The sequence below is a fragment of the Nonomuraea phyllanthi genome, from assembly GCF_006334985.2.
Taxonomy (GTDB): domain Bacteria; phylum Actinomycetota; class Actinomycetes; order Streptosporangiales; family Streptosporangiaceae; genus Nonomuraea; species Nonomuraea phyllanthi.
This window is the reverse complement of record NZ_VDLX02000012.1, coordinates 82,110-101,674: the sequence shown is the minus strand read 5'-3', so window position 1 is coordinate 101,674 and position 19,565 is coordinate 82,110. Positions and strand designations below refer to the sequence as shown.

Sequence of the window (19,565 nt, the reverse complement as noted above, 5' to 3'; positions counted from 1 at the left end):
AGCGACTGTCAGGGCCTTTCACGAACCCGGGGCTCCCTTTCACGAACTCGGGGATCAGCGTCCCGCCTACGTGCCCTCGGCCTGGAGGCGCTGCCTGAGCGTGTCGCGGCGGCGTTCGAGCTGGGCGATCAGCTCCTCCTGCTCGTCCGCCTGGCTGATCATGGCCGAGATCTCCACCTGGTCGGTCGCGCCGATGTCGCTGACCTGGTCGCGCAGGTCCCGGTTCTCGGCACGCAACCGGTCCAGGTCCTCCTCGACCTGCCGGAGTTCGTCCTTTGTGGTCATTTACCTGCTCTACCCCGATATGCCACCAGGATTACCCCGCACAATGGAGGCATGCGCAGGCCGTCCACCAGCACTCTCGTGTCGCTCGGCGTGATCGCGGCCACGCTGGCCGGGATCGCACTCACGTATGCCCTGCGCGGTGACGTGCGGCCCAACGCCCTCGACGTGGTGCTGCCGCTCGCCGCCTCCGGCACGCTGCTGCTGCGCCGGCGCTACCCCGTCGCCGTGCTGCTCCTCATCATGGTGTTCGTCGCGCTGTACTACCGGAACGCCACGCTCGACGGGCCGCTCGTCATCCTGCCGTTCGTCGCCCTCTACACCGCGGCCGACCTGGGCCACCTCATCGCGGCCATCACCATCGGGGCGGCGTCGCTGCTCGGCATGGGCCTCGGCGAGACGGGAGGCGTCCGGCACGTGGAGAACAGCCTGTTCCTCATGATCACCGGGTGGGAGGTGGCGGCCATCGCGTCCGGGGGCGTCACGCGCAGCCGCCGCGCGTACCTCCAGGCCGTGGAGCAGCGCGCGCTGGAGGCCGAGCACAGCAAGGAGGAGGAGGCCAGGCGGCGGGCGAGCGAGGAGCGCCTGCGGATCGCGCGCGAGCTGCACGACGTGCTCGGGCACAACATCTCCATGATCAACGTGCAGGCCGCGGCGGCACTGCACGGGCTGCGCAGGCGGCCCGAGGACGCCGAGGCGGCGCTGCGGACGATCAAGGACACCAGCAAGGAGACGCTGCGCGAGCTCCGCACCACCCTCGGGGTGCTGCGGCAGGTGGACGAGGGCGCGCCGACGGCCCCGGCCGACAGCCTGGCGCGGGTGGACGCCCTGGTCGCCGCGTCGGGCCTGGAGGTGCGTACGTCCCTGGACGGGCCGCTCGACGCCGTGCCGACCGAGGTGGACCTGGCCGCCGCCCGGATCGTGCGCGAGTCGCTGACCAACGTCTCCCGCCATTCCGGTACGGCCCAAGCCACCCTCACCATCACCAACACGTCCGGAAATATCGTGATCTGCGTGGAGGATGATGGGCCGGGTGCCCCGTACGACGGCGGCAGCGGCTTCGGCCTGCAGGGCATGCGCGAGCGCGCCACCGCGCTCGGCGGCACCCTGGAGGCGGGCCCCCGCCCCGAGGGCGGCTTCCGCGTGCTCGCCCACCTACCACTGAACGGAGCCGGATGATCCGCGTACTGCTCGCCGACGACCAGACCCTGGTACGGGCCGGGTTCCGGTCCATACTCAGCGACGAGGACGACATCGAGGTCGTCGCCGAGGCGCCCAACGGCGCGGCGGCCGTGGCGGCGGCCCGCGAGCACCTGCCCGACGTCGTGCTCATGGACATCCGCATGCCGGAGCTCGACGGCCTGGAGGCCACCCGCCGGATCGCCGAGGACCCCAGGCTCGGGGACGTCAGGGTGATCATCCTGACCACGTTCGACCTGGACGACTACGTCTACGGCGCGCTGCGCGCCGGGGCGGGCGGCTTCCTGGTCAAGGACACCGAGCCGGCCGAGCTGATCCACGCGGTCAGGGTCGTCGCCAGGGGCGACGCGCTCATCGCCCCGTCGATCACGCGGCGGCTGATCGCCGAGTTCGCCGGCCGGGTCAAGCGCCCGGAGCCGGGCCCCGAGCTGAACGCCCTGACCGAGCGCGAGCGCGAGGTCATGACGCTGGTCGCCGGCGGCCTGTCGAACGACGAGATCGCGGCCCGGCTCGTGCTCAGCCCCGCCACCGCGAAGACGCACGTCAGCCGCATCATGACCAAGCTGTCGGTGCGCGACAGGGCGCAGCTCGTCGTCATCGCGTACGAGGCCGGCATGATCGTGCCGGGCTGGGTTACATCCTGAGCAGTACCTCCCGCGACCCCTTACCACCGGGGTTGTACGCCAGGTTGCCTCCCCGGGCATGACGCGGCGGGCGCCACCGTACGTGGAGTCTCTACACCATGGACACCGTGGACCTGGCCCGCCTGCAGTTCGCCCTCACGGCGGGCGCGCACTTCCTCTTCGTGGCGCTGACGCTCGGCCTGGCGACGCTGGTCGCCGCGATCCAGACCAGGGCCACGTTCAGCCGCGACCCCGTGCACCTGCGGATGACCCGGTTCTGGGGCCAGCTCTACATCATCAACTACGCAATGGGCATCGCCACCGGGCTGGTGATGGAGTTCCAGCTCGGGCTGTCGTGGAGCGGGCTCACGGAGTACGCGGGCAACGTCTTCGGGTCGGCGCTGGCGATCGAGACGCTGGTGGCGTTCTTCGTCGAGTCGACGTTCCTGGGCCTGTGGATCTTCGGCTGGGACCGGCTGAACCGGTGGGTCCACCTGGCGCTGATCTGGGTGGTGACGCTGACCGCGTACGCGTCGGCGTTCTGGATCATGGTCGCGAACGGTTTCCTGCAGCAGCCGGCCGGCCACGTGGTCGACGGCGGCGTGCTGCGGCTCGTGGACTTCGGCGCGCTGGTGGCCAATCCGGCGGCGCAGATCGCGTTCGGGCACGTGATGGGCGGCGCGATGATCACCGGCGGGTTCTTCGTGGCCGGGGTGAGCGCGTACCACCTGCGCAAGCGCACCGCCGAGCAGGACTTCTTCCGCAAGTCGCTGCGGATCGGGGTGTGGGTGGCGCTGCCCGCGACGTTCTTCACCGTCACCTTCGGGGGCCTCGGCTTTCAGACGTTGCAGCCGACCAAGGCCGCGGCCTGGTCGGACGACGCGGCCCGGATGGCCGCGGCGCAGGCCGAGATGGTGGCCGCGCACGGCCCCGGCGACTACCTGCCGCCGGTCGGCCCGGTGCTCGCGGCGGGCATCACGATGATGGTGCTGTGGCTGGTGATGACGGTGGTGGCCGGGCTGAGCTGCCTGCTCGTGCTCTTCCGCCCGGTGGTGCGCCGGTTCCGGCTATGGCACTGGCTGCTGACGCTGATGATCCCGGTCCCGTTCGTGACCATGCTGGCGGGCTGGATGTTCCGCGAGATGGGGCGGCAGCCGTGGGCCGTCTACGGGCTGCTGAAGACCGCCGACGCCATGTCACCGGTGTCCGCCGGGCAGATGCGGCTCTCCCTGATCGCCTTCACGACCGTGTACGCCGTGCTCATCGTGGTCAACTACCGGCTGCTGGCCAGGCAGGCCCGCCGCGGCCCCGAGGCCACATCGCTCGGCGCCCCGGCCGTCCCCGCGCTTTCCTTCTGAGGAGCCGTCACCATGGAGATCTTCATTCTGGCCTTCTTCGCGCTCGGCTACCTCGTGCTGGGCGGGGCCGACATCGGGGTCGGCATGGCGCTGCCGTACCTCGGCAGGACGGCCACCGAGCGGCGCGAGGTGATCGCCGCCATCGCGCCGTTCTTCCTGGGCAACGAGGTCTGGCTGGTGGCCACGGCAGGCGTGCTGGCCGGGCTGTTCCCCGAGCTGGAGGGCGAGCTGCTGAGCGGCAACCACACGCTGGTCGTGGTGCTGGTCCTGGCGTGGGCCGTACGCGACATGGGCCTGTGGCTGCGGGGGCGGGAGCCGGGCGCGCGCTGGCAGGCGTTCTGGGACGGCGCGATCGTGGCCGGGAGCTGGGGGCTGGCGCTGAGCTGGGGCGCCCTGCTCAGCCACGTGCTGGTGGGCATCCAGGGGCCGTTCGCCGTGCTGCCGGCCGCGGTGGTGGCCGCCCTGTTCGCCACTCACGGGCTGGCGTTCGCGGCGCTACGGCTGCGCGGCACCCTGCGCGAGCGGGCGGCCGTACTGTCGGGCGGGGCCGGCGAGGCCCGCACGTACGCCCTGACCGCCGCCGTGCTCCTGGCCGTGGGCGTGCTGGCGGGGCTCCGGCTCCCGCTGCACCCCGGCACGTCGGGCTCGGTGCTGGTGCCGCTGATCCTGACCCTCATGCCGCTGCTGGCGGCCGCCCAGGCGTGGGTGTGGTGGATGTTCCGCCACCGCGTCACGGGCCCCTCCTATCTGTGAACCGCCCCTTCCCTCAACCGGGCAGTACGGACCGATTCGCCGACGTACCGGGACAGGTTGCCACTAAGGTCTGACGCGAGATCCGACTCCTCGGAAGGGCGACACATGAGCGACGACTACGCCACCACCTTCGACCTCATCGACGCCGACAAGGACGGCCGCATCTCCGCCGTCGAGCTCGTACGGCTCATGGAGGTGCTCGGCCAGCCGGTCACGCTGGACGCCGCGCAGGAAGGCGTCCAGAAGCTCGACAAGGACGGCGACGGCCTGATCGACAGGGAGGAATTCGCCGCCTTCCTCCAGAAGTGACCGGACGGTAAGGCGACGAGGCCGTGCAGGGAGGCTGATCGAGGGTAGCGGTCGCCCATGCGACTGACGTACACCTCCGACGTCTGGTACAAGAACGCGGTCGTCTACTGCCTCGACGTGGAGACGTTCAAGGACGGCGACGGCGACGGCGTGGGCGACTTCCGCGGGCTCACGCAGCAGATCGACTACCTTTCGCGGCTCGGCGTGACCTGCCTCTGGCTCATGCCGTTCTTCCCCACCCCCAACCGGGACGACGGATACGACATCACCGACTTCTACACCGTCGACCCGAGGCTGGGCACGCTGGGCGACTTCGTGGAGTTCATGCGCACCGCCCACGACAGGGGCATGCGGGTGATCGCCGACCTCGTCGTCAACCACACCTCGGACCAGCACCCCTGGTTCGTCGAGGCCCGGTCCAGCCGGGACTCGCCCCTTCGCGACTGGTACGTCTGGTCCGACACCCCCGAACCGGACGACCCCTCGCAGATCGTCTTCCCCGACAAGGAGGACAGCGTCTGGGAGTACGACGAGGGGTCGGGACAGTACTACCTGCACAGCTTCTACCGGCACCAGCCGGACCTGAACGTCGGCAACCCCGAGGTCAGGGACGAGATCGCGCGCATCCTCGGCTTCTGGATGGAGCTGGGGCTGTCCGGGTTCCGGGTGGACGCGGTGCCGTTCCTCATCGAGAACGTCGAGCCGCGGCTGGCCGAGCCGCACGAGTTCCTGGCCGACCTGCGGGCGTTCCTGACCCGGCGCAAGGGCGGGTCGGTGCTGCTGGGCGAGGTCAACGTCCCGTACGAGGACCTGCTCCCCTACTTCGGCGAGGGGCTCGGCGACCAGCTCACCATGTGCTTCGACTTCATCGGCATGCAGAACGCCTGGCTGGCGATGGCCCGCGCCGACGCCACGCCCCTCGCCCGCGCTCTGCGCGAACGTCCCAAACCGCCGCAGGACTGCCAGTGGGCCATGTTCCTCCGCAACCACGACGAGCTCACCCTCGACAAGCTCACGGAGGAGGAGCAGCAGGAGATCTTCGAGGCGTTCGGGCCGCGCGAGGACATGCAGATCTACGGCCGCGGCCTGCGCCGCCGCCTGCCGACCATGCTCGGCGGGGACCTGCGGCGCATCAAGATGGCGTACAGCCTGCTGTTCTCCCTGCCGGGCACGCCCGTGATCTTCTACGGCGAGGAGATCGGCATGGGCGAGAACCTCGACGCGGAGGGCCGCATGGCGGTCCGCATCCCCATGCAGTGGTCGGAGACCGGCGGGTTCACCCAGGGCGAGCCGGTGCGCGAGGTCCCGGAGGGCTCGTTCGCGCCCGACCGGGTGAACGTGGCCGACCAGAAGCGCGACCCGGACTCGCTGCTGCGCTGGTTCCAGCTGCTGATCGAGCGCTATCGGGAGAGCCCGGAGCTGGCGTGGGGCGACTGCACGGTGCTGGACAGCGGCCACCGCTCGGTGCTCGCGCACCGGTGCGACGCCGACGGGGCCACGGTGGTGGTCGTCCACAACCTGTGCGACACGGCGGTGGACGTGTCGTTGGCGCTGGAGGGGTTAGCCGGCTGCCACCTCACGGACCTGCTGGTGGACGGGACGCTGCGGGTGTCGGGCGACGACACGGTCGAGGTCCCGCTGGGGCCGCACGGCTCGCGCTGGTTCCGCGCCTCCGCCCCTGACGTCCCGCCGGAGGACGCCTCGGTCAAATCCCGGTGACCGCCCCCGAACATCCCGGACCAGGAGGGCCGGGCGAACCGCGCTGAGCTGGTCATGCGGACAGGAGCTCAGGAGGGCCGGGCGAGCAGCGCTGAGCGCGTCACGCGGGCAGGGGCTCAGAAGGCCAGGCGGACATGGCGAGGGTGGCGATGCGCAGCAGGTCGGCGCGGGAGGCGCCATCACGGGCCTGCGTGGACATGCCCTGGATCACCGCCGCGTAGAACGTCGCCAGCCCTCCCGTGTCCGTGTCCGCGGGCAGGCGCCCGGCCGCCACGTCGCCGTCGATCCTGGCCTTGAGCGCCGCCTTCGCCTGCTCCCTGAACTCCCGCAGCAGCCCCTCGACCTCGGCCGACTCGGGCCCGCAGTTGACGGCGGCGGTGATGATCAGGCATCCCGCCGGATGCGCCTCGCCGGTGTACTCGGCAGCGGTCTCCCGCAGCACCCGCTCGACGGCCCGCCGCCCGGTCGGCTCCTCGGCGAGCGCGCGCGTCGTGAAGGCGCCGTACGTCTCCCGGTAGCGCCGCACGGCCTCCTCGAACAGCCGCCGCTTGTCGCCGAAGGCCGCGTACAGGCTGGGCGGCCTGATGCCCATCGCGGCGGTCAGCTCGGCGATCGAGGTCGCCTCGTAGCCGTGCCGCCAGAACGCGAGCAGCGCCCGTTCCAGCGCCGCCTCCCTGTCGAACGTCCGCTGCCTCGCCATGACCCCATTCTATAGCGATCGCTATGTTATGGTTTCTGTATCGATCGCTACAGAAAGGTTTCGCCGGGATGAGAACCGCACTTGTGACAGGGGCCAGCAGGGGGATCGGCCGGGCCACGGCGTTGCGCCTGGCCAAGGACGGGTTCCAGGTGGCCGTCAACTACGCCAGGGAGGAGGCGGCGGCCGAGGAGGTCGTCGGGCTGATCGGGCGGGAGGGCGGCAGGGCGTTCGCCGTACGCGCCGATCTGGGACGCCAGGATGACGTGCACCGGCTCGTGGAGCGGCTGAGCAGCGAGACGGACAGGCTCGACGTGCTGGTCAACAACGCGGGCATCGGCCGGTCCAGCTCGATCGGCCAGGAGACGCCCGAGGACTACGACCGGCTGTTCGCGGTCAACGTCAAAGGGCTGTTCTTCCTCACCCAGCGGCTGCTGCCGCTCATCCCCGACGGCGGCAGGATCGTGAACATCACCTCGGGCGTCACCCGCATCGCCTTCCCTGAGGGGATCGCGTACGCGATGACGAAGGGCGCGGTGCAGGTGTTCACGCTGGCGCTGGCCAAGGAGCTGGGGCCGCGCGGGATCACGGTCAACAACGTCGCCCCCGGCATCATCGACACCGACACCAACGCCGACTGGCTGCGCGGGGACCCGGCGGCGCAGGCGTACGCGGCCGGGCGGCACGCGCTCAACCGCATCGGCCACGTGGACGAGATCGCGAACGCGGTGGCCTTCGCCGCCTCACCCGAGGCGAGCTTCATCACCGGCACCACCATCGACGCCACCGGCGGCGGAAACCTCTAGGGAGACACGCATGCCCATCGCCATCCACAGCTCGGGCGCCGTCCACTACCGCCGGGCGGGCAGCGGACCCGGCCTGGTCATGGTGCACGGCACCGGCGGCGACGCCGTCACCAACTACGCCCACCTCGTGCCGGGCCTGTCCGACATCCGCACCGTCATCACCCCCGACTACGCCGGCAGCGGCCAGACCGCCGACCCGGGCGGCGACCTCACCCTCGACCTGCTCGCCGGGCAGGTGGCGGCCGCGTTCGAGGAGCCGTCCGACCTCGTCGGCTTCTCGCTGGGCGCCGCCGTGGCGGTGGCGGTCGCGGCCGAGCGTCCCGAGCTGGTCAGGCGCCTGGTGCTGATCGCCGGCTGGACGCACGCGGAGGACTCCCGGCTCCGGCTCGGCCTGCGCACCTGGGCCAGGCTGGCGGCCACCGACCCGGAGAGCTTCGCCGCGTACGGGCCGCTGGTGGCCTTCAGCCCCGAGTACGTGAGCGCGGCGGGCGCCGGGGCGATCATGGCCGGGGAACCGCCGCACGGCACGCTGCGGCAGATCGAGCTGGACCTCCGCGTCGACCTCCGCGACCTGCTGCCGAAGATCACCGCACCCACGCTGGTCGTCGGCAACACCCGCGACTACCTGATCCCGGTGGAGCACGCCCGCGCGCTGCACGCGGCGCTGCCGGGCAGCGAGTACGCCGAGCTGGACAGCGGCCACGTCGTCCTGCACGAGCGTCCGGCGGAGGTGAGCGCGCTCATCCGCGACTTCATCTCCCGCGAGTGACCGGCGTCTCCCGCGAGTGACCGGCTTTCCGCGGACAGCGCGAGGCCCGGGTCACCGCGCCGGCCGACGCGGTGACCCGGGCCTCGGAAACGCTCAGGCGGCGTGCAGGTAGACCTGGCCGAAGACCTCGGAGAGGTTCTTCAGGTCCGTGGCCACGTCCACCTCGGGGTTGGCCGGGTCGTAGATGGTGGCCAGGCGGGCGCGGACCGAGCCGAGCTTCTTGAGCTGGTCCCACGTCGTGTTGGCCGCCCACTTCTCCCCGTACACCCGGCTGACCTGGCCCTGGTCGTTCTGCCAGCGGGTCCACAGCGTGACCGTCTCGGCGGCGTCGTCCTGGAGCGGCGCCGCGATGCGCTCGGTGATGGCCTGGGTGGCCTGCTCCTCGGTCAGCTGGGAGCTGCCGGAGGCGGCGAAGGAGGCGTCCTCGGCGGCGATCTGCGCGTAGGCGTCCCAGGCGCGGGCGCGGACCTGGATCCACTGGTTGCGCTGGGCCGTGGCGGCGTCGATGTTCCAGGTGGCGTACTCGGTGGCCAGGTGGCCGTTGTCGAGGGCGAGCTGGTCGATCATGCCCTTGGCCAGCCACGTGCCGATGCGGTCGGGGTCGAGCAGCGGGTACTTCTTGGCCAGCTCTGCCTTGCAGGTGTCGTTCGTGCCGCAGCCGAGCTGCGGGACGACGGTGTGCGCGGCGAGCTTCTTGCCCGGCAGCGCGGTGCGCAGCGCGGCCGTCGTCTCGGCGACGAACTTGTCCAGCTCCTCCGCCGTGGCGAACGTCTGGTTGTAGCCGAGCTGCGAGGTGAACCTGACCCCGACGACCTCCGGCTGCGCGGCGACCAGCGCGGCGACCTTCTTGACGCCCTCGGCCAGCTTGCCGGCCTTGTACTCGTCGGCCAGCTCGGTCTCGATCCAGAGGCGCATGGTGGTCTGCGTGACGGCCTTCGCGGCCTGGCCCGCCGTGCTCTGCTGGGCGGCGGCCTTCTCGGCGGCGGTGACCCCGGTGGGGTCGACGTAGCCACACTCGTCGCCGTTCTGGCACTCGGGCGTGCCGCCGTCCTCGGCGCCCGGGACGTCCGGGGAGCCGACGTCGTGCATCTGGCCGTCGCCCTCGGAGTCGGTCGGGCAGACGTTGCCCTCTTCGGAGCAGTCGATCGTGATGGGAGGCTGGGGACCGGCCTCGATCATGTGCTGGCCGTCGTTCTCCAGCCAGAATTTCGCGATGTCCGCGGCCTCCTCGGGGGTGGCCATCCATCGGCAGACGACGTATGAGGGCGTGCCCGCCGCCAGCTCGTCGTTGCAGCTCCTCGAGGGGTCGTCCTGCGACCACGCCGGAACGCCGATGCCCAGCAGCGAGAGGGCTAGTCCGATGACGAAGATCTGCCGTAACCGCAGTCGCATGGCACCTTACTTCCAGGGGATGATCGTGGCTTATCGCACAATATCCGGACGATCAATAACGTTCAATGAGATCGCCCGCTTCTTCACGCCGTTCTCGACGTGAAGTAGGCGAACGAGTTGCTGCCTCCGCACCCGGGCGACCACCCGCGTCGGCGGAGGATAATCGCGCGACTTTGTCGGTGCGGCTCGGCAGAATGGCGGGGCTTGACCGCTTCAAGGGGGACGCCGGTGCACAGTTATCTCAGCGATCTCGGGCTGCTCCGGGATCGCCGGTTCGCGCTGCTGGCGTCCGCCAGGACGATCGCGGTCCTGGGCGCCGCGTTCGCGCCGGTGGCCCTCGCGTTCGGCATCCTCGACCTGCCCGGCGCCACCGCCTCGACCCTGTCGGCCGTGCTCACCGCCGAGTCGGTGCCCATGATCGCGTTCATCCTGTTCGGCGGCGTGCTCGCTGACCGGTTCTCGCGCAAATGGGTGCTGATGACCGGCGACGTCCTGATGGCGGCCGGATACTGGGGGCTGGCGGTGATGCTGCTCACCGGCTGGACCCCGCTGCCCGCGCTGTGCGTGGCCGCGGCGCTGAGCGGGGTGGCCACGGCGATCGCGTTCCCCGCGCTGACCGGGATCATCCCCGAGGTGGTGCCGCTCGAGCAGTTGCAGGCCGGCAACGCGCTGATCGGCCTGGGCTCCAACGCGGCCCGGGTGGCGGGCGCGGTGCTGGGCGGCGGCGCGGTGGTGCTCTTCGGCGGCGGCTGGGCGCTGGCGGTGGGCGGCGCGATGTTCGCGGTGGCGGGCCTGCTCATCGCCCTGCTCCCCCGCGCCCGCCACGCCTCCGTCCCGGATCCCGCCACCGTTCCCGAGCCCACCGCTCTCCCGGGTTCCGCCGCCGTTCCCGGCTCTCCCGCCTTCTCCGAAACCGCCGCCGTCCACGAGCCCGCCGCTCTTCCGGACGTCACCGCTGTCCCCGGCCCCGCCGCTCTTCCGGACGCCGCCGTCCCCGGCGCCGCCGCCGTGCCGGAGGCGGATGCCGCCGGGAGCCCGCAGGAGGGCGGGCGGCAGTCGGTGCTGGTGGATCTGCGGGACGGCTGGCGGGAGTTCAGCTCGCGGCAGTGGATCTGGGTGGTCGTCGCGCAGTTCTCGCTGATCGTGATGGCCATCCAGGCCGGCCACGGGGTGCTCGGCCCGCTGCTGGCGAAGGAGAGCATGGGCGGTCCGGGCGCCTGGTCGGCCTTCCTGGCGGGCGAGGCGGTCGGGACGATCGTCGGGGTGCTGACCGCGATGCGGTTGCGTGCGCGCCGCCCCATCCTGGTGGCGGTGCTGCTGTGCCTGCCCGTCGCGCTGCCGTACGTGCTGCTCGGCGTCGACGCGCCGCTCTGGGCGATCGTGATCGGGGCGTTCGTGCTCGGCGTGTGCTTCGACGTGTTCGGCGTGCTGTGGCAGACCACGATGCAGCGCGAGATCCCGGGTGAGTCGCTGTCGCGGGTGAGCTCGTACGACATGCTCGGGTCGCTGATGTTCGGCCCGATCGGGCTGCTGCTCGCGGGCCGGACGGCGGAGTGGTTCGGCACGGAGGAGTCGCTGATCGGCTGCGCGGTCATCATCCTCGTGTCCACCCTGGCCGCGCTGCTGGCCCCCGGCGTGCGCAACCTCCGCGCGCCCGGCGACGCGCCGGAGAAGGCGCCGCAGGGCGTGCCGGCGTCAGGCTGATCGAAGGGCCGGCCGGAAGTACGCGTTCGCCCTGGGCTGGAACATCAGCGCCATCGCCCCCAGCACGGCCACCAGGTGCGCGATCCGGCTCGCCGCGAAGGCGAACCACACCGCGTCGGCCCCCGCGACGGCCTCGCCGATCGATCCCCCGGCCAGCAGGAACTGGACGGGCTCGATCACGAGCGACAGCGTGCCGAACACGCCGAGCATCACGCCGATCGTCCAGCGCGCCCAGTTCGCGCCGTGCCGGAGCCGCAGCGCCAGGTGGACCGCCACCCCGAACACCACCAGCCGGAATCCCATCTGGGGCAGCAGGCCGGCGAACGTGGCGCTGCCCTCATGCAGGATCTGGCCGGCCATCAGCGCGGTCTCCAGCACGCCGAACGCGACGGCCGTCAGCCAGAGCACGGCGGCGGTCCTGACGACGGGCGGCGGGTCGATCGCGGCGGGGGCGGTCTTGGGGGCGTCGATGACGGCGTTCATAGGGGGTCTCCCGGAATAGCGGTGATTACTCCAGAAGTGTCCGTCTCAGGCCGGGGCCGGGGCATGCCCGCCGTCCCCCGAGCTCAGGTAGGGCGCGCCCTACCAGGTCTCTCCGCTCGTCCGCAGGCCACGGGAGGGGGTGCGCTCGTGCCGGCCGAAGCGGTGCTCGGGCGCGTGGTCGCCGTCGAGCACGCCCGCCACGTACGCGGCCAGCGCCGGGGCGTGCTTGAACCCGTGCCCGGAATCGCCTCCGAGCAGCCACACCCCCGGCGACGCCTCGGCGATCAGCCACTCGGCGTCGGGCGTGAGCGCGTACTGGCACACCTGGGTGAACAGCACCGGCGCGCCCGCCAGCGACGGGAACCTGCGCCGCAGGTAGCCCCTGGCCCGCTCGACGCTGTCCGCGCCGACCACGCGCTCGCCGTGCTCGGGCTCGTACGGCGGCCCCTCCAGGTCCGAGGTGGCCTTCATGCCGACCCCGTCCACGTCGCCGTGCCCGTAGACGGAGGCCCCGTAGTCGACCCAGGCCGGCGTCTCGGGCACCGACCACGCGGGCGGCGCCGCGAAGTGCAGCGTGTCCTGCTTCGTCACGGTGATGGACGTGCCCTCGAACAGCTCGGGCAGCCACGCGCCGCACGCCCACACGACCCGGTCGGCACGCCGTACCTCGCCGTCGATCTCGACCGCCGCGGCCCCAGCGACGGGCACCGCGCGGGCCCTCACCAGCCGCGCGCCGGCCGCCTCCGCCAGCCCGGCGGTCACCTGGGTCGCGCGCCTGGCCCTGAGCACGCCCGCGTGCGGCTCCCAGAGCAGGAAGCTCAGGTCGTCGCCGCGGAAGTCGGGGAAGAACCGCGCCCCGTCGCGCGGGTCCAGCACCTCACACGGGATGTCCAGATTTTTCAGGACCCGGGCGCTGGCGTGCTCCCACCCGTCCGGCGTCCCGGCGAGCCACACCATGCCCGCCTCGTGGTAGAGCCGCTCGCCGGCCCGCTCCTCCAGCCGCCGCCAGCCGTCCCGCGCCCGCCAGGCGAGCCCGGCGTACCAGTCGTCGTCACCGTGGGCGCAGCGCAGCAGCCGCGTCTCCCCCGCGCTGGCCTGGCGTACGTGGCCCGGCTTGTGCTGCTCGACCAGCGTCACCGCCCAGCCCGCGTCGGCCAGCCGCAGCGCCACCGATGAGCCCCATATGCCCGCTCCGACCACGATGACCGATTTCATGGGACCACAGTGACCGGAAACGGCGCCCGCAGGCAAGACTCAGACGACGATGAGCCGGACCACCACGCCGGCGCAGTTGCCCGCCACGCAGATCCGCACCGGCACCTCGGAGATGCCGCTCGCCGCCGGCGTGCCGCTCACGTGCCCGTCGGGGCCGATGCTCACGCCCCGGGGCAGCCTGGTGCCGTCGGTCACGGTGAACGTCGGGATCACGTCGGACGGGCCGCCCTCGACGCCGATCTCGCCGTCCAGCGGGACGCCGACCCGGCCCGGGAAGGTCAGCTCGCGCGGCTCCCAGGGCACGTTGCCGTAGACGACGAGGGTGAGCGGCTGCTCCCTGCACGTCTGGCCGGCGCAGAGCCGGACGGGGGCGACGTACGTGCCAGGGCGCTGCGGCGTGCCGTACAGCCTGCCGCTCTCGTCGACCCTGACGCCCACCGCCAGGTAGGCGGGGTGGAACGTGACGCCCCTCGCGGTGGGCAGCAGCTTCCGGCGCACCTCGATGCCCTCGGTGAGGTGGAAGGTGTCCTCCAGCACGGCGTCCGGCGGGTCGAGCGGGACCTGCCGGGCCGTCAGCGTCATCGCGAACCTGGGCACGGCGGAGGAGATCGCGCACACGGCGGCCACGGCGAGCACGAGCACCCACCACCGCCGCACGGTCCACCCCCCAGGTCTGCTTCCCCTACGTACCCTCCATGACGCGGAGTCACCCCATAATCGGTCGCATGGCCGCTGAATCCGCTCAGACCCTGGAACGCGGGCTTCGCCTGCTCAGACTGCTCGCCGACGGCAGGGGCGGCCGCACGCCGACCGAGCTGGGCGCGGAGCTGTCGCTGAGCCGTCCCGTGGTGTACCGGCTGCTGACGACGCTGACCAGCGAGGGGTTCGTACGGCGGGACGCCGAGGGGCGGGTGCACCTGGGGTTCGGGCTGCTGGCGCTGGCGCAGGCCGTGCAGCCGCTGCTGCGGGCGGCGGCGATGCCGGCGCTGCGGCGGCTGGCCGAGGAGGTCGGCGCGACCGCCCATCTGACCGTGGCGGAGGGTGACGACGGCCTGGCCGTGGCCGTGGTGGAGCCGTCCTGGACCGACATGCACGTGGCCTACCGCGAGGGCTCGCGCCATCCGCTGGCGAAAGGCGCGGCGGGGCAGGCGATCCTGGCCCTGCGCGCGGGACGTGACGACTACTTCGCGACGGAGGGGCAGTTGCAGGAAGGGGCGCGGGGCATCGCCGCGCCCGTCACCGGGCTGCCCTGGTTGGAGGCGTCGGTGGGGGTGGTGACGTTCGGGCCGCTGGAGAGGTCGGCCGGGCCCCGGGTGGTCGCCGCGGCCGCCGAGCTGGCCGCCGCTCTGGGTTGACATCTCCAGACCCATGGCAGACGGTTGTTACACATAAAGGACACTTCCGTCCGATTATCGGACACTATGGAGGTAGCGGATGCCGTACTACCGCGTCGTTGGGGAGGTGCCGCGCAAGCGGCACGTGCAGTTCAGGCGGCCGGACGGCGGTCTCTACGCGGAGGAGTTGATGGGCGAGGAGGGCTTCTCGTCCGACTCCTCCCTGCTCTACCACCGCTACCTGCCGACCGCGATCGTCAAGGCGGAGGCGGTCACGCCCACGACGGAGGCGCGGCTGGAGCCCAACCTGCCGCTCTCGCCGCGCCACTTCCGCACGCAGGAACTGGCCGGCGCGGGCGACCTGGTCACCGGGCGCATGCTGCTGGCGGGCAACGGCGACGTGCGGTTGTCGTACGCCACGAGCGACGCGCCGAGCGAGCTCTACCGCAACTCGATGGGCGACGAATGCGTGTACGTCCAGCGGGGCCGCGTCCGCTTCGAGTCGACGTACGGCGCGATCGAGGCCGGTGAGGGCGACTACGTCGTCATCCCGACCGGCACGATCCACCGCTGGGTGCCGGACGGCCAGGTCAACGTGCTGGCCATCGAGGCCGGCGGGCACATCAGGCCGCCCAGGCGCTACCTGTCGCAGTACGGGCAGTTCCTGGAGCACGCCCCCTACTGCGAGCGCGACCTGCGCGCCCCGTCCGAGCCGCTCGTCGCCGAGGGCGAGGAGGTGCCGGTGCTGGTCCGCACGCGCGGCGGGCTGAGCAGGCTGGTCTACCGCAACCACCCGTTCGACGTGGTGGGCTGGGACGGCTGCCTCTACCCGTTCGCGTTCAACATCGACGACTTCGAGCCGATCGTGAAGAAGACGCACGCGCCGCCGCCCGTCCACCAGACGTTCGAGGGGCCGGGGTTCGTGGTGTGCTCGTTCTGCCCGCGACCGCTCGACTTCCACCCCGAGTCGGTGCCGATCCCGTACAACCACCACAACGTGGACTCCGACGAGTTCATGTTCTACGTGGGCGGCGACTACTCCGCGCGCAAGGGCTCCGGCATCGACGTCGGCTCCGTCTCGCTGCATCCGGCCGGCTTCACGCACGGGCCGCAGCCGGGCGCGGTGGAGGCGGTCATCGACGCGGTCTCCCGCGGCGTCACGGTGACCAGCGAGAAGGCCGTCATGATCGACACGTTCCGCCCGCTCGACCTCGGGCAGGGCGCCCTGTCCTGTGAGGACCCCGGCTACGCCTGGACCTGGTCACGATGAACATCTACACGTCACTGGTGGACGACGCGGGGCTGTTCCCGCCGACGTCCCTGCACATGCACGAGGCACTGGCACGCAACCGGCGCGACCTGGAGGAAGGCTGCACCGTGCTCACCCACCGCTTCCTGTGCCCCGCCAGCCGGCTGCACCGGCTGCGCACCATGGAGTACCGGCCGCGGCGGATCGGGCTGATCCTGGACCAGGAGGACGTGCCGGCCTTCCACGACCTGCCGGTGGACTTCGTCGAGACCAGGCTGCCGCCCGGCATGACCATCGACGCGCTGGCCCGCAAGCTGGGGCTGCCGGCGAACGCGCGGCTCTTCGTGGAGGTGCCGGCGGGCAGGCCGGGCGTCAGCGTGCCCGAGGGCGTGGGGCTGAAGGTCCGGTGCGGTGGGCTGACCGCCGAGGACTTCCCGCCGGCGGAGCATCTCGCGGCGTTCATCCGCTTCTGCGTCGAGCACGACATCCCGTTCAAGGCCACGGCCGGGCTGCACCACGCCGTACGCCACTTCGACCCCTCGCTCGGCGTCGACCGGCACGGCTTCCTGAACCTCGTGCTGGCGGTCTGCGAGGCCGTCGAGGGCCGCGACCCGGTGCCGGTGCTGCGCATGACCGACGTCGGCCACATCGTACGGCTCGCGCGGTCCGTACCCGAGGACACCGCGAAACGGGCGCGGCGGCTGCTGGTGAGCTACGGCTCGTGCTGCACCAGCATCCCCGTCGACGACCTGCGCACGCTGGGGCTGATCTGATGGGGCTGATCTGATGGGGCTGATCTGATGGGATTCGGAGCCGACAACCTGCCGTACGGGGTCTTCTCGCGCCCCGGCGAGGCGCCCCGCGTGGGCGTGCGCTACGGCGACCACGTGCTCGACCTGGCACCCGCGCTGCACGACGAGGTGTTCAGCGCGCCGTCGCTCAACCCGTTCATGGCCCGCGGGCGCGCGGCCTGGCACGACACCAGGACGCTCATCCAGAACAAGCTCACCGGCGACGCCTCCGTGACCGAGCGGCACCTGATCCCGCTGGAACAGGTGCGGCTGCACATGCCGTTCGAGGTGGCCGACTACGTCGACTTCTACTGCTCGATCGACCACGCCGCCAACATCGGCAGCATCTTCCGGCCCGGCACCGAGCCGCTGCAGCCCAACTGGCGGCACCTGCCCGTCGGCTACCACGGCAGGGCCGGCACGGTCGTCGTGTCCGGCACGCCGGTCAGGCGCCCGCACGGGCAGCTCGGGCCGGGCGCGTTCGGGCCGTGCGCGAAGCTGGACATCGAGGCCGAGCTGGGGTTCGTGGTCGGCGTCCCGACGACGCCGGGCTCGCCGCCCGGGGCGTTCGAGGAGCACGTGTTCGGGGTGACGCTGGTCAACGACTGGAGCGCGCGCGACATCCAGTCGTGGGAGTACGTGCCGCTCGGGCCGTTCCTCGCCAAGTCGTTCGCCACGTCGGTCTCGCCGTGGGTCACGCCGCTGGAGGCGCTGCCCAGGATCCCCGGCCGCGCCCAGGACCCCGAGCCCGCCGAGTACCTGCGCAGGCAGGGCGACTGGGGGCTGGACATCACGCTCGACGTGCTGCTCAACGGGGAGGTCGTGTCCAGGCCGCCCTATTCGAGCATGTACTGGACGCCCGACCAGATGTTCGCCCACATGACCGTGAACGGGTCATGGCTCCGCACCGGGGACCTGTTCGCCAGCGGCACGATCTCAGGGCCTTCGCCCGGCGAGCGCGGCTCGCTCATCGAGCTGACCTGGAACGGGAGCGACCCGCTCAAGCTCGCGAGCGGCGAGACGCGCTCCTTCCTGGAGGACGGCGACACCGTGACCATCCGAGCCACCGCCGGCGACCTGACATTGGGGGAAGTTACCGGAACCATCGTATAAGTGACTCAACGTGCTTGACCGCTGACTCCCCGCTACTCTGGGACCATCCTCGGGCTTCCCTCTGGCTTCCCTCGTAGCGACAGGAGTGACATGCGGCGGGCCGTGCTGACTTGTGTCGCCTTCCTCCTCCTGGTCTGCGGCTGCGCGTCCGTGACGGCCGAGACCCCGTCCTCGCCCCCGGTCGTGCAGGTCTGGCCGCCCTTCGACGCCAGGCGCGCCCGCACCGACCACGGCCTGGTGGTCAGGGCGCGCGGCGGCACGCTCAGCCGGGTGCTGGTCTCCGAGGGCGGGGAGCAGGTGCCCGGCCGGCTCGACAGGTCCCGTACGATCTGGCGCTCCGACTGGACGCTCAAGCCCGCGGCCGAATACACGGTGACCGCCACGGCCCAGGGTTCCGGCGGCCCCGACACGGTGGCCATGGGCCGCTTCCGCACCCGCCCCGCCCGGCGCGGCTTCCAGGTGGCCGCCACGACGCCGCTGCCGGGCGAGACCGTCGGCACCGGCATGCCGATCATCATCGACTTCGACAGCCCCGTGACCGACAAGGCGGCCGTCGAGCGCACGCTGGAGGTCCGGGCGGAGACCCCGGTCGAGGGCGCGTGGCGGTGGGTCGGCGACACCCGGGTGATCTACCGCACCCGCCGGTTCTGGGCGCCGCACCAGCAGGTCACGGTGACCGCGCACCTGGCCGGCGTGCGCGGCGGCGCGGGCCTCTACGGCGCCACCGACTCCACCTTCGCCTTCACCGTCGGCCGGGGGCAGACCAGCACCATCGACACCAGGACCCACCAGATGGTCGTCCGCCGCGACGGCGCGGTCGTGCAGCGCATGGCCATCAGCGCCGGCATGGCCACCACCCCCGAATACACCACGACCAGCGGCATCCACCTGACGATGGACAAGGGCAATCCGGTCCGCATGATCTCCCCCGGCCGCGCCGAGGGCGAGCCCGGCTACTACGACCTGCTGATCGACCACGCCGTACGCATCTCCAACAGCGGCGAATACGTGCACGCCAAGAACAACCTGTGGGCGCAGGGCCGGGCCAACGTCAGCCACGGCTGCGTCAACGCCAGGCCCGACCAGGCGGCCTGGTTCTACGACAGCTCGTTGCGCGGCGACCCCGTCACGATCACCGGCACCGACCGCCGGCTCGCGTGGGACAACGGATGGGGCTTCTGGCAGCTGCCGTGGGACCGGTGGCGCCAGGGCAGCGCCCTGCCGGGTGCCGGGCCGGCACGCTGACCGGTGCCGCCATGGTGGAACGGGGATTACGGTAGAGAGGGGGAACCAAAGGTGAGCACAGGCCCGTTGTCCTAATAGGAGGGCCGGACATGGATGAATGGATCGTCTGGGTAATCCTCGCGGTGGTCCTCGGTGTGGCCGAGATCTTCACCCTCACGGCCTCGCTCGGGCTGCTGGGCGTCGCCGCCGCCCTGACCGCCGCCGCCGCGGCGCTGGGCCTCCCCGTTCCCCTGCAGCTGCTCTTCTTCGCCCTCTCGTCGGCGGCCGGCCTCATCGTGCTCGGCCCGATCGCGAGGCGCCACATCAGGCAGCCCCAGTTGCAGCGGTTCGGCGTGGAGGCGCTGGTCGGCAAGCCCGCCTACGTGGTCTCGGAGGTGACGGGCCGCGACGGCCGCGTGCGCGTCGGAGGCGAGGAGTGGTCGGCGCGGGCCTATGACGAGACGTTGGTGATCCCCACGGGGGCAACCGTCGACATCATCGAGATCGAAGGGGCGACAGCCCTCGTATATCCCCGGGAGTGACC

At 71.7% G+C, this 19,565-nt stretch carries 21 protein-coding genes; 15 read left to right on the top strand and 6 right to left on the bottom strand.

Going from position 1 to position 19,565, the window contains the following annotated elements; all coding sequences use genetic code 11:
• Window positions 1-66 precede the first annotated feature (66 nt).
• Window positions 67-285: a hypothetical protein gene (locus tag FH608_RS29855; RefSeq protein WP_139633968.1), complete on the bottom strand. Its 219-nt coding sequence runs from the start codon at window positions 283-285 to the stop codon at window positions 67-69.
• Between the two features lie 51 nt (window positions 286-336).
• Here FH608_RS29855 and FH608_RS29850 point away from each other — a divergent pair, with 51 nt between their 5' ends.
• The 6 genes from FH608_RS29850 (at window position 337) to FH608_RS29825 (ending at window position 6,244) form a co-directional block, all read left to right on the top strand.
• Complete coding sequence (locus tag FH608_RS29850; RefSeq protein WP_139633967.1) at window positions 337-1,461, top strand: sensor histidine kinase; 1,125 nt, start codon at window positions 337-339, stop codon at window positions 1,459-1,461.
• Entirely contained in the window at window positions 1,458-2,126 is a 669-nt protein-coding gene (locus FH608_RS29845) for a response regulator (RefSeq protein ID WP_139633966.1), read from the top strand. Before FH608_RS29850 ends, FH608_RS29845 begins: the two co-directional genes overlap by 4 nt.
• A gap of 98 nt (window positions 2,127-2,224) precedes the next feature.
• Complete coding sequence (locus tag FH608_RS29840; protein ID WP_139633965.1) at window positions 2,225-3,463, top strand: cytochrome ubiquinol oxidase subunit I; 1,239 nt, start codon at window positions 2,225-2,227, stop codon at window positions 3,461-3,463.
• A 12-nt stretch (window positions 3,464-3,475) separates the two neighbouring features.
• On the top strand, window positions 3,476-4,216 hold the full coding sequence (locus tag FH608_RS29835; protein ID WP_139633964.1) for a cytochrome d ubiquinol oxidase subunit II: 741 nt from the start codon (window positions 3,476-3,478) through the stop codon (window positions 4,214-4,216).
• 105 nt (window positions 4,217-4,321) lie between these two features.
• Window positions 4,322-4,525: an EF-hand domain-containing protein gene (locus tag FH608_RS29830; protein ID WP_139633963.1), complete on the top strand. Its 204-nt coding sequence runs from the start codon at window positions 4,322-4,324 to the stop codon at window positions 4,523-4,525.
• A 57-nt stretch (window positions 4,526-4,582) separates the two neighbouring features.
• The gene (locus FH608_RS29825; protein WP_139633962.1) at window positions 4,583-6,244 is read left to right on the top strand and encodes an alpha-amylase family protein; all 1,662 of its coding nucleotides are present in this window, start codon (window positions 4,583-4,585) and stop codon (window positions 6,242-6,244) included.
• 100 nt (window positions 6,245-6,344) lie between these two features.
• On the opposite strand, the gene FH608_RS29820 is transcribed toward FH608_RS29825, so the two are convergent.
• Entirely contained in the window at window positions 6,345-6,944 is a 600-nt protein-coding gene (locus FH608_RS29820) for a TetR/AcrR family transcriptional regulator (protein ID WP_139633961.1), read from the bottom strand.
• Between the two features lie 68 nt (window positions 6,945-7,012).
• On the opposite strand from FH608_RS29820, the gene FH608_RS29815 reads away from it, so the two are divergent.
• Window positions 7,013-7,747 carry an SDR family NAD(P)-dependent oxidoreductase gene (locus FH608_RS29815; protein WP_139633960.1) on the top strand — a complete coding sequence of 245 codons (735 nt, stop codon included), beginning with the start codon at window positions 7,013-7,015 and terminating at the stop codon, window positions 7,745-7,747.
• A 10-nt stretch (window positions 7,748-7,757) separates the two neighbouring features.
• Window positions 7,758-8,516, top strand: coding sequence for an alpha/beta fold hydrolase (locus FH608_RS29810; protein WP_139633959.1), 759 nt, complete (start codon window positions 7,758-7,760; stop codon window positions 8,514-8,516).
• A 93-nt stretch (window positions 8,517-8,609) separates the two neighbouring features.
• Here the strand turns inward: FH608_RS29810 and FH608_RS29805 are convergent, their stop codons facing one another.
• Window positions 8,610-9,908 (bottom strand): hypothetical protein, encoded by a 1,299-nt coding sequence (locus FH608_RS29805; protein WP_139633958.1) that lies wholly within the window; start codon window positions 9,906-9,908, stop codon window positions 8,610-8,612.
• A gap of 228 nt (window positions 9,909-10,136) precedes the next feature.
• On the opposite strand from FH608_RS29805, the gene FH608_RS29800 reads away from it, so the two are divergent.
• A complete protein-coding gene (locus FH608_RS29800; protein ID WP_139633957.1) occupies window positions 10,137-11,612 on the top strand; it encodes an MFS transporter in 1,476 nt (491 codons plus the stop codon).
• On the opposite strand, the gene FH608_RS29795 is transcribed toward FH608_RS29800, so the two are convergent.
• The 3 genes from FH608_RS29795 to FH608_RS29785 form a co-directional block, all read right to left on the bottom strand.
• A complete protein-coding gene (locus tag FH608_RS29795) occupies window positions 11,604-12,095 on the bottom strand; it encodes a hypothetical protein (protein WP_139633956.1) in 492 nt (163 codons plus the stop codon). The genes FH608_RS29800 and FH608_RS29795 overlap by 9 nt on opposite strands.
• Window positions 12,096-12,194: 99 nt before the next feature.
• Window positions 12,195-13,310, bottom strand: coding sequence for an NAD(P)/FAD-dependent oxidoreductase (locus tag FH608_RS29790; protein ID WP_139633955.1), 1,116 nt, complete (start codon window positions 13,308-13,310; stop codon window positions 12,195-12,197).
• A 39-nt stretch (window positions 13,311-13,349) separates the two neighbouring features.
• Window positions 13,350-13,967, bottom strand: a complete 618-nt coding sequence (locus FH608_RS29785; protein ID WP_139633954.1) for a hypothetical protein — start codon at window positions 13,965-13,967, stop codon at window positions 13,350-13,352.
• A 68-nt stretch (window positions 13,968-14,035) separates the two neighbouring features.
• On the opposite strand from FH608_RS29785, the gene FH608_RS29780 reads away from it, so the two are divergent.
• From FH608_RS29780 to FH608_RS29755, 6 genes are all read left to right on the top strand, one after another.
• On the top strand, window positions 14,036-14,665 hold the full coding sequence (locus FH608_RS29780; RefSeq protein WP_139633953.1) for a helix-turn-helix domain-containing protein: 630 nt from the start codon (window positions 14,036-14,038) through the stop codon (window positions 14,663-14,665).
• A 79-nt stretch (window positions 14,666-14,744) separates the two neighbouring features.
• A complete protein-coding gene (locus FH608_RS29775) occupies window positions 14,745-15,914 on the top strand; it encodes a homogentisate 1,2-dioxygenase (protein ID WP_139633952.1) in 1,170 nt (389 codons plus the stop codon).
• Entirely contained in the window at window positions 15,911-16,666 is a 756-nt protein-coding gene (locus FH608_RS29770) for a hypothetical protein (protein WP_193318700.1), read from the top strand. Before FH608_RS29775 ends, FH608_RS29770 begins: the two co-directional genes overlap by 4 nt.
• Window positions 16,667-16,693: 27 nt before the next feature.
• Complete coding sequence (fahA, locus tag FH608_RS29765; RefSeq protein WP_139633950.1) at window positions 16,694-17,797, top strand: fumarylacetoacetase; 1,104 nt, start codon at window positions 16,694-16,696, stop codon at window positions 17,795-17,797.
• 90 nt (window positions 17,798-17,887) lie between these two features.
• A complete protein-coding gene (locus FH608_RS29760; RefSeq protein WP_139633949.1) occupies window positions 17,888-19,042 on the top strand; it encodes a L,D-transpeptidase in 1,155 nt (384 codons plus the stop codon).
• An 89-nt stretch (window positions 19,043-19,131) separates the two neighbouring features.
• Entirely contained in the window at window positions 19,132-19,563 is a 432-nt protein-coding gene (locus FH608_RS29755) for an NfeD family protein (RefSeq protein WP_139633948.1), read from the top strand.
• The last annotated feature ends 2 nt before the right edge of the window (window positions 19,564-19,565 follow it).

Coding starts and splice junctions, on each gene's coding strand:
- FH608_RS29755 (WP_139633948.1), top strand. CDS start 19,132: ATGGATGAATGGATCGTCTGGGTAATCCTCGCGGTGGTCCTCGGTGTG.
- FH608_RS29830 (WP_139633963.1), top strand. CDS start 4,322: ATGAGCGACGACTACGCCACCACCTTCGACCTCATCGACGCCGACAAG.
- FH608_RS29825 (WP_139633962.1), top strand. CDS start 4,583: ATGCGACTGACGTACACCTCCGACGTCTGGTACAAGAACGCGGTCGTC.
- FH608_RS29845 (WP_139633966.1), top strand. CDS start 1,458: ATGATCCGCGTACTGCTCGCCGACGACCAGACCCTGGTACGGGCCGGG.
- fahA (WP_139633950.1), top strand. CDS start 16,694: ATGGGATTCGGAGCCGACAACCTGCCGTACGGGGTCTTCTCGCGCCCC.
- FH608_RS29840 (WP_139633965.1), top strand. CDS start 2,225: ATGGACACCGTGGACCTGGCCCGCCTGCAGTTCGCCCTCACGGCGGGC.
- FH608_RS29835 (WP_139633964.1), top strand. CDS start 3,476: ATGGAGATCTTCATTCTGGCCTTCTTCGCGCTCGGCTACCTCGTGCTG.
- FH608_RS29775 (WP_139633952.1), top strand. CDS start 14,745: ATGCCGTACTACCGCGTCGTTGGGGAGGTGCCGCGCAAGCGGCACGTG.
- FH608_RS29760 (WP_139633949.1), top strand. CDS start 17,888: ATGCGGCGGGCCGTGCTGACTTGTGTCGCCTTCCTCCTCCTGGTCTGC.
- FH608_RS29850 (WP_139633967.1), top strand. CDS start 337: ATGCGCAGGCCGTCCACCAGCACTCTCGTGTCGCTCGGCGTGATCGCG.
- FH608_RS29810 (WP_139633959.1), top strand. CDS start 7,758: ATGCCCATCGCCATCCACAGCTCGGGCGCCGTCCACTACCGCCGGGCG.
- FH608_RS29790 (WP_139633955.1), bottom strand. CDS start 13,310: ATGAAATCGGTCATCGTGGTCGGAGCGGGCATATGGGGCTCATCGGTG.
- FH608_RS29820 (WP_139633961.1), bottom strand. CDS start 6,944: ATGGCGAGGCAGCGGACGTTCGACAGGGAGGCGGCGCTGGAACGGGCG.
- FH608_RS29805 (WP_139633958.1), bottom strand. CDS start 9,908: ATGCGACTGCGGTTACGGCAGATCTTCGTCATCGGACTAGCCCTCTCG.
- FH608_RS29780 (WP_139633953.1), top strand. CDS start 14,036: ATGGCCGCTGAATCCGCTCAGACCCTGGAACGCGGGCTTCGCCTGCTC.
- FH608_RS29770 (WP_193318700.1), top strand. CDS start 15,911: ATGAACATCTACACGTCACTGGTGGACGACGCGGGGCTGTTCCCGCCG.
- FH608_RS29815 (WP_139633960.1), top strand. CDS start 7,013: ATGAGAACCGCACTTGTGACAGGGGCCAGCAGGGGGATCGGCCGGGCC.
- FH608_RS29855 (WP_139633968.1), bottom strand. CDS start 285: ATGACCACAAAGGACGAACTCCGGCAGGTCGAGGAGGACCTGGACCGG.
- FH608_RS29795 (WP_139633956.1), bottom strand. CDS start 12,095: ATGAACGCCGTCATCGACGCCCCCAAGACCGCCCCCGCCGCGATCGAC.